Genomic DNA, 15,008 nt, shown 5'->3' on the forward strand with positions numbered 1-15,008 from the left:
GATGAAAGGAAAAAGCTTTATTAGTTTAATAATTCTAATCAGCCAGGGCTATTTATCTGCAATTTTCTGTCTAAAGAAAATAAGAGGCTAAAAGATAAAAAAGGAGCAAGGCGGTGATTATTAGAGGAAGATGAGAATACGTACTAGTATTTCCGGAAAAAGTTTGTGAATAAAAACGTCTGTAACCTATGGTAATTCAAGAGTTTCTGTGGAAAAAAATAATTCAATGATAAATAATGTAAGCGCAATCAATATTGTTCTTGACAGTTTGCCGAAAGTTTCGTACATTAGATGTGTCAGGTGAACCGTGATTCACATGAATTACCATTCACGATAAAATAAATCACAAAGAAAAGGAAGTGCAAAAATGAAACGTTTAGCAGGCAAGGTAGCAGTAATTACAGGTGGTGCTCGAGGATTAGGACAAGCAATGGCAGAATTATTTGCAGAGGAAGGGGCACAAGTTATTGCCTTAGATTTAGAACCATTAACATACAGTAAAGAAAACGTTGTTTATAAAGAATTAAATGTAAGCGATGCCAAAAAGTGTCAGGCAGTCTATCAAGAGATTATATCAGAATATCAAAAGATTGATATTTTAGTAAACAATGCAGGGATAACTAGAGATTCCTTAACACGAAAAATGACAGATGAACAATGGAACTTAGTAATGGACGTTAACTTGAAAGGCGTATTCAATATTACTCGTCATATCGGACCGCAAATGGCAGAAAAAGGCAGTGGCTCGATCGTTAACATATCTTCAGTTGTAGGGACTTTCGGAAACATTGGTCAAGCCAACTATGCGGCTACAAAAGGCGCTGTTGTCGCTTTAGGCAAGACTTGGGCCAAAGAATTTGCCATGAAAGGTGCCGATGTACGAGTCAATACGATTGCTCCAGGTTACACAATGACCGACATACTGAAAACAGTTCCTGAAGAATTACTCAATAAATTTGCAAGTTTAACAATGCTAAATCGCTTAGGGGAGCCTGAAGAAATAGCTAAAGCGGCTTTATTTTTAGCAAGTGACGAGGCATCTTATATTACGGGACAATGTATTGGCGTTGATGGAGGGATGAGACTTTAATGAAAAATTATCTAGTTGAAAGTGTGACCCTTGAGAATGGTGAAATCATTGCTTACCGACAAACTGGAAAAAAATCAAAGACTCTTATTTTAATCCATGGAAATATGAGCTCATCAGTCCATTTTCAAACATTAATGACGGAATTAGAGGCAGAATTTCATGTAGTGGCAGTTGATTTGTCAGGTTTTGGCGATAGCGCTTATCGACACCCTAAAAAGCGTCTAGCCCTTTATGCTAGTGAAGTAGCAGAAGTAATTAGTAAATTGCAATTAAATAAAGTTGCTGTCTTAGGTTGGTCTACAGGTGGCGGGGTGGCACTAGAATTAGCCGTTCAACTGCCAGAAAAAATCAGCCAAGTGTACTTATTAGATTCAGTCGGTGTCAAAGGGTTTGAAATGTATCAAAAAGACGAGGGACTGCAACCAATCTTCACTCAACGCTTAAAGACAGAAGAAGAGATTGCTGCCGATCCAGTTCAAGTTTTACCTATTTTGAAAGCCTATGAAAAGAAAGACACAGAGTTTATTAAGTTAGTTTGGAATAGCAGTATTTATTTAGACAAGCAGCCGCCGCTAGCAGAGTATGAGCTTTATTTAGAAGCCATTTTAAAACAGCGTAATTTAGTTGATATCGACTTAGCCCTCGTCCATTTTAATATAACAAATGAAAGTAATGGCGTGGCTCCTGGTAGTAATCATTTAGCTAAAATAAAATGCCCAGTAACAATTTTTCATGGCGAAAAAAATTTAATTGTTCCTTTGGCAGAAGCGGAAGCAACTAAAAAATTACTAGGGGAGCAAGCAGAACTAATTGTATTTCCTCAAGGTGGACATAGTTTAGTAACCGATGATTTGCAAGGCCTAGGGCAAAAAATACGGGAAACATATGGTAAAGGAGCAGTGTGAGATGACAAATGTTGGAATTGCAGGAATAGGAATTTACTTACCAGAAGGAACCATGAGTGCTAAAGAAATTTCTGAACGAACAAAAGGTCAGTGGTCAGAAGAGGCAATTATTGAAAAGTTAGGTATCAATGAAAAATACATTCCAGGAAAAAATGACGGTACGCAAGAGATGGGTGCCAAAGCAGCCAAAAATTTGTTAGAGACAGAGCAAATTGACCCACTAAGTATCGATGTGATTTTATGTTTTGGCGAAGAGTATAAAGAGTATCCACTAACAACATCAGCTCTGTACATTCAAGATTACATTGGTGCGACTAACGCATGGGGAATAGACATTCAAAATAGATGTTGCACTACCGTGACAGCCATGAAAATGGCCAAAGATATGTTAGTTGCCGATGACAAAATTACGTCAATCTTAATTTGTGGTGGCTATCGGAACGGTGATTTAATTGATTATACCGATTCAAATTCTTCAATGATGTTTGATCTTTCCGCTGGTGGTGGGGCTATCTTATTAAAGAAAAACCATCATGAAAATTTATTACTTGGCTCTCACATCATTAGTGATGGGTCATTGGCTCGGACGGCTGGTGTTGAAATTGGGGGAATCGCAAACCCGATCACAGCAAGTAACATTGAAGCGGCTAAACATTCATTAAAACTGATGGAACCGCAAAAAATGAAACAAAGACTTAACGAAGTATCAATGACTAACTGGTATAACTGTATTGATCAGGCATTAGCAGACAGTGAGCTTGAACGGTCAAATATTGACTATTTAAATATTTTACACATGAAACGTTCAGGCCATTTAAGCATGTTAGCTGAATTCAATTTGACAGAAGCGCAATCAGTATATTTAGAAGACTATGGTCATTTAGGACAAATTGATCAGATTTTATCGTTAAAACTCGGCTTAGAGCAAGGTAAAATCTCAGAGGGGACGGTTATTTGTTCAGTAGCCGCAGGCATTGGTTATGTCTGGGCAGCAAATATTATAAGGTGGGGGAAGTAGATGAGTGAACTAATAGGGATTATTTTAAGAAGTATTGAATATGGTAGTTTCTACGCATTATCAGCGCTCAGTATTATTTTAGTTTATAAAACCTCTTATACAACGAACTTTGCTCAAGCTACTTTAGGGATGTTTAATACATATTTAGTAGCAACTATTATTCATAAGTTTGGCTGGAGTTTATACGCCGCTTTACCAATCGGGATTCTAAGTTCAATTGTCATCGGTATCTTGATAGACGTCTTAATTATAAGACGAGCCAAAGATGCTAGTCCTGTTTCCAAACAAATTATTACGCTAGGATTAATTTCAGTCTTTCTAGGTATTGCCCCATTGATTTTCGGTGTTTATAACTTAAATATGCCGCAATTTATTAGTAAAGGTAAGTTATCAGTCTTAGGTGCCACGATCTCTTATAACGCTCTTTTTAATATTATTTTAGGGATGACTGTTATGATTGGGATGTTTACGATTATTCAACGGACGAAACTGGGGCTAGCGATTCGAACGACAGCTTCCAATCCAGTAACAGCGAGATTGATGGGTGTTCCTACGAAAACAATAACAATGTTAGCTTGGTCAGTAGCAGGAGTCTTATCACTATTAAGTGGTGTGATGACTGCCCCTTATTCATCAGTTTCTTTAACTTTTATGAATGATGTCCAAATAACCGCCTTTTTGGCAGCCGTTGTAGGAGGTTTTTCAAGCTTTCATGGGCCAGTTATCTGCGCTTACTTTATATCGATTGCCATGAATTTATTACAAGTGTATTTACCAGCCGGAACAGTTTGGGGTAAACCAATTTTGTATATTATTTTATTATTAGTAATGTACTTTAAGCCCTACGGTGTTTTTGGAACTAAGATTGTGAAGAAGGTGTAGGAATGAAAACAAACTTATTTAAAAACGCATATCTTCAATATCTATTTTTAGGATTAGTACTGGCGACAATGCCCTTTCTTTCAAATTTAGGAGTAATTAAAGCAAGTGCAGTCACAGTTGTTGGGACGACGATTATTTATGCAATTGCTTCCTTAGGTTTAAACGTCTTGTTAGGTTATTCTGGGTTGGTTTCCTTAGGAACTGCCGGCTTTATGGGCTTAGCAGCGTACATCTCGGCTTATGTGACGAAAGACATGGGCTTACCTTTTGAAGTTGCTGTCTTGTTGGCAATTGTCTTGCCAACCGCCTTAGGTTTGATTGTCGGTGTCTTATCATTAAAATTTGAAGGAATCTACTTAGGGATTGCGACACTAGTCGTGGCAGAAGTTTTACGAGAAATCTTTATAAATTTTGATAAATTTACGAAAGGTGCTTCAGGAGCCTCGGCTTCGCGACCGGTCTTGCTAGGAGCCTTTGCGCTAACTCGTGATCAAACCTATTTACTGATTGTTGCAGTGATGGTCGTAATCTTCATCTTGATTCACAACTTAATGAAAGGTCATTTAGGCCGAGCGTTAAATGCTATGAGAGGGTCAGAATCCGCAGCACAAGCTATGGGCATTAATATATTTACGTATCGCTTAATTGCTTTTGGCATTGCCACCGCCTTAGCTTCAGTCGCTGGCGTCTTATATGTTCACTATATTGGCTTAGCTTATCCAAGTACTTGGACGTTGAACTTGTCCTTAGACTTCATGGCGATTATTGTCATTGGCGGCTTTCGCTCAATCTACGGCACGTTAATTGGTTCTTTTGTTATTTACGGTATGACTGAAATTTTATTGAAACCAATACCAATCTTAGCTGAGATTAGTCCGATTTTTAAAGGGATTTTAATTATTCTCTTTATTTTATACTACCCGAATGGCTTGGCGCATATTAAATATGACATTCAAAATTTCTTAGCTAGACGAAAAGAAAAGAAGGAGGTTGTCGCTGATGTCAGAAAATAATGTCTTAGAAATAAAAGAGTTATCAATTGCCTTTGGAGGCTTAAAAGCAGTAGACAACCTTTCTTTTACGATTAAAGAAGGCGAAACCTTTGGCTTAATTGGACCAAATGGTGCAGGGAAAACGACAGTTTTTAATTGTATTACTCAATTTTATAAAGCAGATAGTGGTCAAGTCATCTATCATGGTCGGGATAAAAAAGTAATCAATTTAATGGACTTGCCAGTTTCAGAAATTATTGGAAAAGGGGTCGTTCGAACATTTCAAAACGTTGAACTCATTAAAGAATTAACGGTCCTTGATAATGTCTTAATCGGTGCTCATCATAACTTTGAAAGTAGCTTACTTTCCCAAACGTTTAACTTGAAAAAAGAACGCAGGGAAGAGCAGAAGTATCGTCTGAAAGCGGAAAAAGCGTTGGCTTTTATGGGTGTTTTAGAGTATAAAGACTCCCTCGCCGGTGCCCAGCCTTATGGCGTCCAGAAAAAAGTTGAGATCGCGCGAACTCTAATGTGTGACCCACACTTAATTATTTTAGATGAGCCAGCTGCTGGCTTAAATGACAGCGAAACAATCGAACTGGCACAACAAATCAAAAAAATTAAAGAAGTTTACCACTGCAGTGTATTACTAATCGAACATGATATGGGCTTAGTTATGGAAGTCTGTGACTCAATTTGTGCGATTTCATTCGGTAAAAAACTAGCAATCGGTAAGCCAAAAGAAATTCAACAAAATCCAGAAGTTCAAAAAGCTTATTTAGGGGAGGAAGGTCAACTTGATTAATAACGAAATCTTACGCTTAGAAAAGTTAGAAGTTGCCTATGGTCCAATCAAAGCTTTGAAAGGGATTGATATTACTGTTAGAGAAGGTCAGGTCATCGCTTTATTAGGCGCCAATGGGGCTGGAAAATCGACCACACTTCGCTCGATTTCAAATGTTGTACCGACGACTAGTGGCAAAATAGTCTATCAAGGGAAAAACATCACGACGATGGCATCTGAAAAAATTACTAAGGTAGGCATTAGTCAATCGCCAGAAGGCCGCCAAATTTTTAGAGACTTAACGGTTGAAGAAAACTTAAAAATTGGCGCTTATATTTTATCGGATAAAAAAGAAATTGCTCGTAACTTTGAACGGGTTTATGATTATTTTCCAGTCTTAGCTGAGCGATCGACTCAAAACGCCCAAACTCTTTCAGGTGGTGAACAGCAGATGTTAGCAATTGGGAGAGCTTTAATGAATTCTCCTAAATTACTTTTATTAGATGAACCCTCATTAGGTTTAGCACCGTTGTATGTGACGGAGATTCTTAAAATAGTTAAACGAATTTCAGAAGATGGTGTGACAGTAGTAATTGTAGAACAAAATGCAGCTCAGACTTTAAAAATAGCTGACTACGGTTATGTTTTAGAATTAGGTCGGGTTAGTATAGAAGGGAAGGCAGAAGAGCTGTTAAATAACAAGGCACTATCGGAAGCGTATTTAGGAAAATAAAAATTGGAGGGATTAAGATGTTTAAGAAAAAAGTCAAAAGTTTAGCGTTAGTATTAGTAGCAGGATTAACTTTAGCAGCATGTGGAGCAGAGGAAAAGAAAAGTGAATCAGCTCAAGGAGTAACGGAAGATTCAGTCACAGTTGGTAATACAGCAGCTATTTCTGGCGCTTATGCTCCAGTTGGTGCACCGTATAACGCTGGGATTAAAGCCTATTTTGATAAAGTTAACGAAACAGGTGGGATTAATAATCGTAAAATTAAGTTTGTTCACCAAGACGATGAATTTGATCCAGCTAAAGGGAAAGCGGCCTTACAAAGCTTAGTCGAAGATGAAAAAGTTTTTGCGTTAGTCGGCCACTTTGGAACTCCTGTAGTAGCAGCCACTTTAGATGATATTCAAGAATATGGCATTCCGGCAGTCTATTTTGCCACTGGTATCGGTCAGTTGTATAATGAAAAAGCCGAGGAAAAAGAAAAAGTTCTGTTCCCTGTCCAACCAATTTATATTACTGAAGGTGAAATGATGGTTTCACGAGGTGTTGGGAACTTTGATGCTAAAAAAATTGGAATCATTTATACTAATGATGATGCCGGTAAAGACATGTTAACTGGGGCTGAGAAAAAAGCGAAAGAATTAGGTGTTGAGTTAGTCTCAGAACAAGTTTCTGCAGGCGCAACAGATGTCTCAGCGGCAGTCACTTCAATTCTCAAAGCAAAACCAGATTTTCTGATTGGCGCCTCGATTCAAGCAACCTTCCCGACAATTGCTAAAGCACTAGCTGCCCAAGGGAATGAAGCTGATGTTATTACGAGTTATGTCAACGTTGATGCTTCAGTTGCCGATCAAGTTTGGAAAGATATTGAAGGCAAGTTTGAAGTTTTAGGAAATGGTTGGGTTGATATCGCCTCGCCTGAATCAGTTAAAAACTTAACGGAAATGAATGAATGGTTAGAAGCGGATTATCAAAACAACGTCTATGCTATGACCGGTTGGATTGCTGCTAGTTTCTTCGTCGAAGGGCTTGACCGAGTAGGAGATAAGGCCTTAACATGGGAAAACTATATTGAAGCGATGGAATCAGCACCAATTAACAACCCATTCGGTGGTGAAATTGACTACGCAAATGGTCAACGAATTGGTACTCAAGAAATGAATCTCTCAAAAATTATTAGTGCCAGTGAATGGACAGAAGTTGAACCACTTACAGGAATTGCTGAAATTTTAGGCAAATAAACAAAAGATAAAGGAGCGGCGGTTATGCAAACTACCCCTAATTTCATAAGTGTTGAAGAAGCGATAAAACTTGTTAAAGACAATGATAATATTGTGACTGGTTTAGGCTGTTCTGAAGGTCGAGCATTTTTAGAAAACTTACATTTAATCGATCAAGGGATAACTAATGTCAGTGTTTCGAATTGTTTGCCGATGACTGATTTTAAATTTATGACGGAAGACTATGCAGACCAATTTTTAATTAATGGGTGGTTCTATACCCCACCAATTCGCAAGTTGCACAAAAATGGTAACGCTTCATATATTCCGAACAATTTACATTTTGCTGGTACGAAACGGCTCCAACATGTTAAACCGAATATTTATGTTGGGGTTTGTACAGAAATTGATCGACATGGCTTTGTTTCACTATCGATGGGCAACACTTACGAAAAAAGGATGATGGCAGCAGCGGATATCGTCATCCTTGAAACCAATCCAAATTTTCCAAGAACTTTTGGTGATGTGGAAGTCCATCTTAGTGACGTTGACTATTTTATTAAAGGGACTTACCCAGTACCGGAGTTGCCAGATGTTGAACCATCAGAAAAAGATTATATTATCGGTCAGTACATTGCTGATCAAATTAATGATGGCGACACGTTACAGTTTGGCATAGGTGGTATCCCTAATGCAGTAGCTTCTTGTTTGTATGATAAAAAAAATCTAGGTATTCATACTGAAATGTTAACAGCTGAAATTGCTAAACTGGCTGAAGCAGGAGTCATTAATGGACGTGAGAAGTCACTACATCCAGGAAAAATCGTGACAACCTTTATTATGGGGAATCAAAAACTCTATGATTTTGTTGATGATAATCCATCGGTCCTCGTCTTAGATGGGCACTATGTTAATCATCCGAAGATTATTGCTAAAAATGACAACCAAGTGTCGATTAATACGACTTTAGAAATTGATTTAACGGGACAATGCGCATCAGAATCCATTGGGCCAATCCAGTACAGCGGAACAGGTGGCCAAACAGATACTGCCCGTGGCGCTCAAGATGCTAAAAATGGTCGCTCATTTATTGCGTTATACTCAACCTTCAGCAAAAAGAATAAAGAGACAGGGGAAATTACTGAGTTTAGTAAAATTGTTCCCCAACTAACACCTGGGGCAATTGTATCTTTATCCCGCAATGATGTTGATTATGTCGTTACTGAATATGGTGTAGCGGAACTAAGAGGGACTAACGTACAAGAAAGAGTTGAACGCCTAATTAAAATCGCTCATCCTGATTTTAGAGAAGAGTTATACGAGCAAGCAATTTACCTTGGAGTGATTGGAGTTAGACGTTCATGATATTTAATTTTGACGAATCACACGTTATTCACTATGAAATTTTTGGCGAAGGTCAGCCATTATTAATGCTTAATGGGATTATGATGTCGACTGAAAGCTGGTCCGCCTTTACTAAGCAGTTAGCTAATAATCATCAATTAATTTTAGTAGATTTTCTTGATCAGGGGAAATCCTCTAACTACGAAACCCCTTATGAACAAGCGCTTCAAGTGAAGGTCGTAATTGCGTTATTGGATCATTTGAAATTAACTAAAGTAAATGTTTTTGGGATTTCTTATGGTGGAGAGATTGCTCTACAAGTAGCAGCCAACTATCCTAGTCGTGTTAATCGCTTATTATTAGTTAATACGTGTATCGAAACGACTTATTGGTTAGAAGAAATTGGTAACGCTTGGAATCAGGCAATAGGGGATCCTTTAGCCTATTATTTAACAAGTATTCCCTATATTTATTCATTGGAATTTTTTAGTAAAAATCGTCAGTGGGTGGAAGCAAGGAAGCAACAACTGTTACCGGTTTTTGCGAGTGAACAATTTGGTAACCGCATGCGGCGCTTAACTAACAGTGCCGTTGGTTATTCTTTAGTTAACGAAGTTGAGAAAATAACCCAGCCGACTTTAATTATCGGATGTGAAGATGACTTTATTACACCTTTAAAGCAACAACAGGAGCTGAATAAGTTACTGATTAATTCTGAACTCGTCATCATTCCTAACAGCGGTCATGCTATAATGTATGAAAAACCAAACGTGTTTGCGATGTTAATTTTAGGTTTTCTTCACCTTCAAGAAGACATCGTAATCTAAAATTTATTTTCGAGGAGCGATGCAAGGTGTTAGAACCCAAAACAGAAAAAGGTCGTGAATCTTTGGAACGCATTTGTTTAGAAGCGGAACGATTATTTGCTGAAAAAGGCTATCATGCTACGAGTATTAAAGAAATTATGGCAAATGCAAATTTAGGAACCGGAACATTTTATATTTATTTTACTGATAAATTAACGTTGTATAAAAAATTATTAACAACATACAGCCACACAATCCGTCGCAACATCGCCTTAAAAGTTGAAACTGCAACGACAAGGAAAGAAGCAGAAAAATTAGGAATTTTGGCTTACTTAGAAACAGTTGCCGAAAACCCGTCAATATATAATATTATTTGGGAGTCGTTGTATATTGAAAGAAGTTTATTTGATAACTATTACAAAGATTTTGCTAATAGTTATATTAAACAGCTTGAAAAGGCTCAATTTGCTGATGAGATTGAACAAGATATTGACGTGGAATTAGTTGCGTATATGCTGATTGGGATTTCAAACTTCGTCGGTTTACGCTACGCAGTGTTTGAAGATAATTCTCAACGCTTTCCAGAAATCGCCGAAGAAATTGTCAATATTTTAGATGCTGGCTTATTCAAAAAATAAGGAGGATCAGTCATGAGTGTCTATATTGTCGGTGCTAAAAGAACGGCTATCGGGTCATTTTTAGGTAGTTTGAAAGATGTCACAGCACCAGAGTTAGGAAGTTTAGTAATTAAAGCGGCATTGGCAGAAGCCAAGGTTGCAGAAGCAGCTGTCGATGAAGTGATTTTAGGAAATGTGTTAAGTAGCGGTCAGAAACAAGGGGTTGCTCGTCAAGCCGCCATTAAAGCAGGCCTACCAGTTGAAGTCCCAGCGTATGCTATTAATATGGTTTGTGGCAGTGGGATGAAAGCTGTAATGAATGGATTTACCCAAATTGCTTCTGGCATGACAAATGTTGTTGTGGCTGGTGGGGTAGAATCAATGAGTCAGGCGCCCTTTCTAGTCTCAAGTAAAATCCGCCAAGGTCAAAAAATGGGAGATTTAACGATGACGGATACGATTTTACACGATGCGTTGTTAGATAGTTTTGATGGCAAGCACATGGGAATTACGGCAGAGAATATTGCAGAAAAATATAAAATTAGCCGAGAAGACCAGGATCAGTTTGCATATCACTCTCAAGAAAAAGCGATTGCCGCAGTTGATAATGGTAGTTTTAAAGCAGAAATTGTTCCTGTGGAAGTGAAAACCCGCCAAGGAATCCATACAGTTGAAACAGATGAATACCCGAATCGGCGGACTGATGAAACGAAGTTAGCCAAATTACGTCCTGCATTTAAGCCTGATGGCACAGTCAGTGCGGGTAATTCTTCAGGCTTAAATGATGGTGCAAGTGCAACAGTCTTAGTTAGTGAGTCTTATCTAAAAGAAAACCAACTGACACCTTTAGTCGAAGTCATCGCTATTGGTCAAGGGGGTGTAGCCCCAGAACTTATGGGACTAGGACCGACACCAGCGATTAAGAGTGCCTTGAAGCAAGGGGGATTAACCTTAGCAGATATGGATGTCATTGAATTAAATGAAGCCTTTGCTGCCCAAAGTCTAGGGGTCTTACGTGAACTATCGGAAGCGTATAATGTGACAGAAGAATCCCTTAAGGAGAAAACTAACCTTAACGGTGGGGCGATTGCTTTAGGCCATCCATTAGGGGCATCAGGGAATCGCATAATTGTTAGCTTAATTCATTTAATGAAAAAAAATAAATTAAAGTATGGACTGGCTTCCTTATGTATCGGTGGTGGTATGGGAGTCGCGGTAATTTTAAAAAATATCCCTTAGAATGTTAAATGTATCAAGGTCATAGCTGAGGATCTGAAGAGCAATCTTTAGGCTCAGTCTCTGACTGGCTATCTCAAGGCAACGTCATCATTTCTGATGACGTTGCCTTTTTGTCTGAGTCAAACTAATTAAAATGATGCTAGCAATCGTCAATCGATAGGGAAAAGTAACTAAAAATTAATTTCTAATCATTTTATAATATAAAAATAAATGATTTTTTTAAGAGCAAAAATTAAATTTAAGCATAGAAAGATGAAAGTGTAGGGGATTATCGCCGAGAAAAAAAGGGAAAATAAAATTACACCTCTAAAGAAAATGATTATCTTAATAAAACTCTTGCAAAAACCATTTTCATCAGCTATACTTTTATTTGTAAGCGTTAACAGATTAAAAGGTAATTATAACCTGATAAATAAAAGGGTTTTAATCCATTAACCTTAAGAGGCGTCAATCATGAGTAAAGGAGGAAAGAAGTAAGTGAAAGAGAAAATATTTAAAGCGATTAAAGGTGGTCTAGTTGTTTCTTGCCAAGCCTTAGAAAACGAACCCCTACATAGCTCTTTTATTATGTCACGAATGGCCCGAGCGGCGGAAGAATCAGGAGCTGTTGGTATCCGGGCGAACTCAGTAGTAGATGTTCAAGCGATTAAAGACACTGTCTCTTTACCTGTCATTGGTATTATAAAAAAAGTTTATTCCGATTCAACAGTGTTTATTACCCCCACTTTAAAAGAAGTGCGCCAAATCTGCGCCACAGGCTGTGAGATTGTCGCCATTGATGCAACTTGTCGGCAGCGACCGAATGACGAATCCTTAGTAGACATCATTAAAATTATTAGAGATGAGTACCCAAAAACCCTTTTAATGGCAGACACTGGTTCATTAAAAGATGTTGAATACGCCATTGAGTTAGGCTTTGACATTATCGGAACAACGTTATACGGCTATACGGAAGAAACGAATCAGCGGGATATTTCAGATGATGACTTCGCTCATTTGAAGGCGGTTTTAAAAGTAACAGACTTGCCAGTGATTGCTGAAGGGAAAGTCGATACCCCAGAGAAAGCCAAACGAGTCATTGAATTAGGGTGTTTAGCAGTAGTCAGTGGTGGTGCGATTACTCGTCCACAAGAAATTACCCAAAAATTTATATCAGCGATTGCTTCTATTAATAAGTAGTTAGGAGAGCTAAATGATTATTGATGACATTACTAATTATCAACGCTATCAAGAGCTGGACGACTTAGCTCGAGCTTTAGAAATAATGTATGACATTTATCAGAGCAAAAACTTTCCAACTGATAATCAGGAGCTCTCAGCTAGGAGTAAAATTAACTCAGTCAGTTTTATGTCACGGTTACCAGGGGAAGATGAGCAATTTGAAAATCATCGACAATGGTTAGACATCCATTTTATTTTTAACGGGTCAGAAGAAATCTTAGTTGGCTCAGCAAGTCAGATGGAAGTTCAACAAGCTTACGATCAAAGCCAGGACATTGAATTTTTAAGAGGGACTGAGACAGTCAAAGTCACTTTAGAAGCAGGTCAATTTTTAATTTGTTATCCCGGTGAGGCACACTGTGTTGGTGTTTCAGGCAACCCGGAGCAGGCTGTACCGATTAGTAAATTAGTTGGAAAAATAAAAATGACAGATTAGGCTTAAGAGAAATGAGGAAGCGAATTGCAAAAAATTCTTTGTTTAGACGTAGGTGGCACTAGTATTAAATCAGCGATTTACCAAACTGATGGCAAGTTACTGGAAACTTTTGAGTCAGTTGCAACGAATGCCAGCGAAATCAAGTTAGGTGAGACTATCTTAAAAGTTGTGAAAGAGCGGTTAGCTTTAAACTCAGGTGTCTCAGGAATTGCCATCGCTAGTGCAGGAGTCATCGATAGCGAGGCTGGTAAAGTAATCTATTCTGGCTACACGATCCCTAACTACACTGAGACGGAAATAAAAAAAAACGTGGAAAGTCTGACAGGATTACCTTGCGAAGTTGAAAATGACGCTAACTGTGCTGGCTTGGCGGAAATGTGGCAAGGAGCAGGTCAAGACTATCAATCAGGTGTCTGTTTGACAGTTGGCACTGGAGTCGGTGGGGCAGTTATTATTAATGGTCAGTTAGTCAAAGGCCGGGGTTTTACTGCCGGTGAAGTTGGCTACATGCCAGTTAATGGTCAAAACTTCCAAGATGTCGCGTCAACAACTAGTCTCATCGCTAGAGTCAATCAGCTAAGTCTTGAAAAAGCTTACCAAAGTGGCGAAGAGATTTTCAAGGCTGCTAAAGAAGGCAATCAAGAGTGTGTGCAAGGGATTGATGAATTAATTACTAACTTAGCCGCAGGGATTAGTATCATCATGTACTTACTTAATCCAGACGTCATCGTTTTAGGTGGTGGAATTATGGCCCAAAAAGACTATTTACATGATAAACTGATGAAGAGAGTGTCGGAAACAATCATTGACCGCCAATTTGCCACATCGGCAATTGTCTTTGCAGAACATCAAAATAATGCTGGCATGGTTGGCGCACTCTATCAGTTTAATCATAAGAATAGTAGGTGACCGTAGTGAGTATATTACAAGAAATTCAAGATCGATTTTTAGAGTTTTCCGAAAAAGAAAAACAAATTGCCACGTATTTATTACAAAATAGCAACAGCATCAAAAACATTAATATTTCTAAACTAGCTGAATTAACGGAATCTTCGCCAGCAACAATTACACGCTTTGCTAAGAAAATTAACAGTGACAGCTTTGTCGATTTGAAAATTCGCTTAAACGCAGCAGGCAAGCAAGAATCAGCCCATAGCCAGTTAGAAAAAGCTGATCAGATTTATGAATTTTACACGAAAGTGATTGAGAACACCCGTAAAACGGCGAAAAAAGAAAAGATTGAAGAAGTAGTAGCCTTAATTGAAGCCAGCTCGCGCATCTTAATTTTCGGCGTAGGGAGTTCTGGCTTAACCGCTAGTGAATTAACGAATCGGCTAGTCAGAATGGGCTTGAATGCCACGGCAATTACTGACCCACATCTGATGTTAATTAGTAGTTCCATTGCGACTCAAGCGGATTTAGTCATTGGTATTTCAACTTCAGGGGAAACTTTAGAAGTCGCTAATTCATTAAAACTAGCGAAAAAAACTGGGGCTAAAATCATCAGTTTAACAAGCTTTGCCACAAGTCAGATTGCGTTAATAAGTGATGTCAGTTTAATTTCCTATAGTAGTAGTTTCGTTGACAATCAACGCTTCATTAACTCACAGTTTGCGACAATGTATATGATTGATATTATTTCAACATTATTATTAGAAAATGATGCTTACAGCAGTAAGATGGCACGAACAATAGATATTATTACTAAATCATTAAACGAATAGGGA

The 15,008-nt window shown here is 38.2% G+C and carries 16 protein-coding genes; all 16 read left to right on the top strand.

All coding sequences use genetic code 11. The features are described 5' to 3' along the window. The first annotated feature begins 367 nt into the window (after positions 1–367). On the top strand, positions 368–1,090 hold the full coding sequence (locus tag CBF35_RS00640) for an SDR family NAD(P)-dependent oxidoreductase (RefSeq protein ID WP_126777954.1): 723 nt from the start codon (positions 368–370) through the stop codon (positions 1,088–1,090). Continuing rightward, complete coding sequence (gene phaZ / locus CBF35_RS00645) at positions 1,090–1,995, top strand: intracellular short-chain-length polyhydroxyalkanoate depolymerase (RefSeq protein WP_126777955.1); 906 nt, start codon at positions 1,090–1,092, stop codon at positions 1,993–1,995. Before CBF35_RS00640 ends, phaZ begins: the two co-directional genes overlap by 1 nt. Before the next feature lies 1 nt (position 1,996). Then, a complete protein-coding gene (locus CBF35_RS00650) occupies positions 1,997–3,013 on the top strand; it encodes a 3-oxoacyl-ACP synthase (protein WP_126777956.1) in 1,017 nt (338 codons plus the stop codon). Beyond that, complete coding sequence (locus CBF35_RS00655) at positions 3,014–3,895, top strand: branched-chain amino acid ABC transporter permease (protein ID WP_126777957.1); 882 nt, start codon at positions 3,014–3,016, stop codon at positions 3,893–3,895. Between the two features lie 2 nt (positions 3,896–3,897). Further along, the gene (locus CBF35_RS00660; protein ID WP_126777958.1) at positions 3,898–4,908 is read left to right on the top strand and encodes a branched-chain amino acid ABC transporter permease; all 1,011 of its coding nucleotides are present in this window, start codon (positions 3,898–3,900) and stop codon (positions 4,906–4,908) included. Then, positions 4,895–5,692, top strand: coding sequence for an ABC transporter ATP-binding protein (locus CBF35_RS00665; protein ID WP_126777959.1), 798 nt, complete (start codon positions 4,895–4,897; stop codon positions 5,690–5,692). The genes CBF35_RS00660 and CBF35_RS00665 overlap by 14 nt, the downstream gene beginning before the upstream one ends. Continuing rightward, on the top strand, positions 5,688–6,404 hold the full coding sequence (locus CBF35_RS00670) for an ABC transporter ATP-binding protein (RefSeq protein ID WP_244922547.1): 717 nt from the start codon (positions 5,688–5,690) through the stop codon (positions 6,402–6,404). The genes CBF35_RS00665 and CBF35_RS00670 overlap by 5 nt, the downstream gene beginning before the upstream one ends. A 17-nt stretch (positions 6,405–6,421) precedes the next feature. Next, positions 6,422–7,639: an ABC transporter substrate-binding protein gene (locus CBF35_RS00675; RefSeq protein ID WP_126777960.1), complete on the top strand. Its 1,218-nt coding sequence runs from the start codon at positions 6,422–6,424 to the stop codon at positions 7,637–7,639. 24 nt (positions 7,640–7,663) lie between these two features. Further along, positions 7,664–8,983, top strand: coding sequence for an acetyl-CoA hydrolase/transferase family protein (locus CBF35_RS00680; protein WP_126777961.1), 1,320 nt, complete (start codon positions 7,664–7,666; stop codon positions 8,981–8,983). After that, the gene (locus CBF35_RS00685; protein ID WP_126777962.1) at positions 8,980–9,789 is read left to right on the top strand and encodes an alpha/beta fold hydrolase; all 810 of its coding nucleotides are present in this window, start codon (positions 8,980–8,982) and stop codon (positions 9,787–9,789) included. Before CBF35_RS00680 ends, CBF35_RS00685 begins: the two co-directional genes overlap by 4 nt. 26 nt (positions 9,790–9,815) lie before the next feature. Then, positions 9,816–10,406 (top strand): TetR/AcrR family transcriptional regulator, encoded by a 591-nt coding sequence (locus CBF35_RS00690; protein WP_170174668.1) that lies wholly within the window; start codon positions 9,816–9,818, stop codon positions 10,404–10,406. A gap of 12 nt (positions 10,407–10,418) precedes the next feature. Continuing rightward, positions 10,419–11,624, top strand: coding sequence for an acetyl-CoA C-acetyltransferase (locus CBF35_RS00695; protein ID WP_126777964.1), 1,206 nt, complete (start codon positions 10,419–10,421; stop codon positions 11,622–11,624). 477 nt (positions 11,625–12,101) lie between these two features. Then, positions 12,102–12,803, top strand: coding sequence for an N-acetylmannosamine-6-phosphate 2-epimerase (locus CBF35_RS00700; protein ID WP_126777965.1), 702 nt, complete (start codon positions 12,102–12,104; stop codon positions 12,801–12,803). Between the two features lie 13 nt (positions 12,804–12,816). Further along, positions 12,817–13,281, top strand: a complete 465-nt coding sequence (locus CBF35_RS00705; RefSeq protein ID WP_126777966.1) for a NanQ anomerase/TabA/YiaL family protein — start codon at positions 12,817–12,819, stop codon at positions 13,279–13,281. 24 nt (positions 13,282–13,305) lie between these two features. Further along, a complete protein-coding gene (locus tag CBF35_RS00710; RefSeq protein ID WP_126777967.1) occupies positions 13,306–14,190 on the top strand; it encodes an ROK family protein in 885 nt (294 codons plus the stop codon). A 5-nt stretch (positions 14,191–14,195) separates the two neighbouring features. Beyond that, positions 14,196–15,005: a MurR/RpiR family transcriptional regulator gene (locus tag CBF35_RS00715; protein WP_126777968.1), complete on the top strand. Its 810-nt coding sequence runs from the start codon at positions 14,196–14,198 to the stop codon at positions 15,003–15,005. Positions 15,006–15,008: the final 3 nt, after the last annotated feature.

It is taken from the genome of Vagococcus salmoninarum, assembly GCF_003987495.1.
GTDB lineage: Bacteria > Bacillota > Bacilli > Lactobacillales > Vagococcaceae > Vagococcus_D > Vagococcus_D salmoninarum.

What these genes read in the sequence shown, in the direction of transcription:
- CBF35_RS00640 (WP_126777954.1), top strand. Translation starts at nt 368, where the DNA reads ATGAAACGTTTAGCAGGCAAGGTAGCAGTAATTACAGGTGGTGCTCGA.
- CBF35_RS00695 (WP_126777964.1), top strand. Translation starts at nt 10,419, where the DNA reads ATGAGTGTCTATATTGTCGGTGCTAAAAGAACGGCTATCGGGTCATTT.
- CBF35_RS00650 (WP_126777956.1), top strand. Translation starts at nt 1,997, where the DNA reads ATGACAAATGTTGGAATTGCAGGAATAGGAATTTACTTACCAGAAGGA.
- CBF35_RS00685 (WP_126777962.1), top strand. Translation starts at nt 8,980, where the DNA reads ATGATATTTAATTTTGACGAATCACACGTTATTCACTATGAAATTTTT.
- CBF35_RS00660 (WP_126777958.1), top strand. Translation starts at nt 3,898, where the DNA reads ATGAAAACAAACTTATTTAAAAACGCATATCTTCAATATCTATTTTTA.
- CBF35_RS00705 (WP_126777966.1), top strand. Translation starts at nt 12,817, where the DNA reads ATGATTATTGATGACATTACTAATTATCAACGCTATCAAGAGCTGGAC.
- CBF35_RS00675 (WP_126777960.1), top strand. Translation starts at nt 6,422, where the DNA reads ATGTTTAAGAAAAAAGTCAAAAGTTTAGCGTTAGTATTAGTAGCAGGA.
- phaZ (WP_126777955.1), top strand. Translation starts at nt 1,090, where the DNA reads ATGAAAAATTATCTAGTTGAAAGTGTGACCCTTGAGAATGGTGAAATC.
- CBF35_RS00665 (WP_126777959.1), top strand. Translation starts at nt 4,895, where the DNA reads ATGTCAGAAAATAATGTCTTAGAAATAAAAGAGTTATCAATTGCCTTT.
- CBF35_RS00680 (WP_126777961.1), top strand. Translation starts at nt 7,664, where the DNA reads ATGCAAACTACCCCTAATTTCATAAGTGTTGAAGAAGCGATAAAACTT.
- CBF35_RS00655 (WP_126777957.1), top strand. Translation starts at nt 3,014, where the DNA reads ATGAGTGAACTAATAGGGATTATTTTAAGAAGTATTGAATATGGTAGT.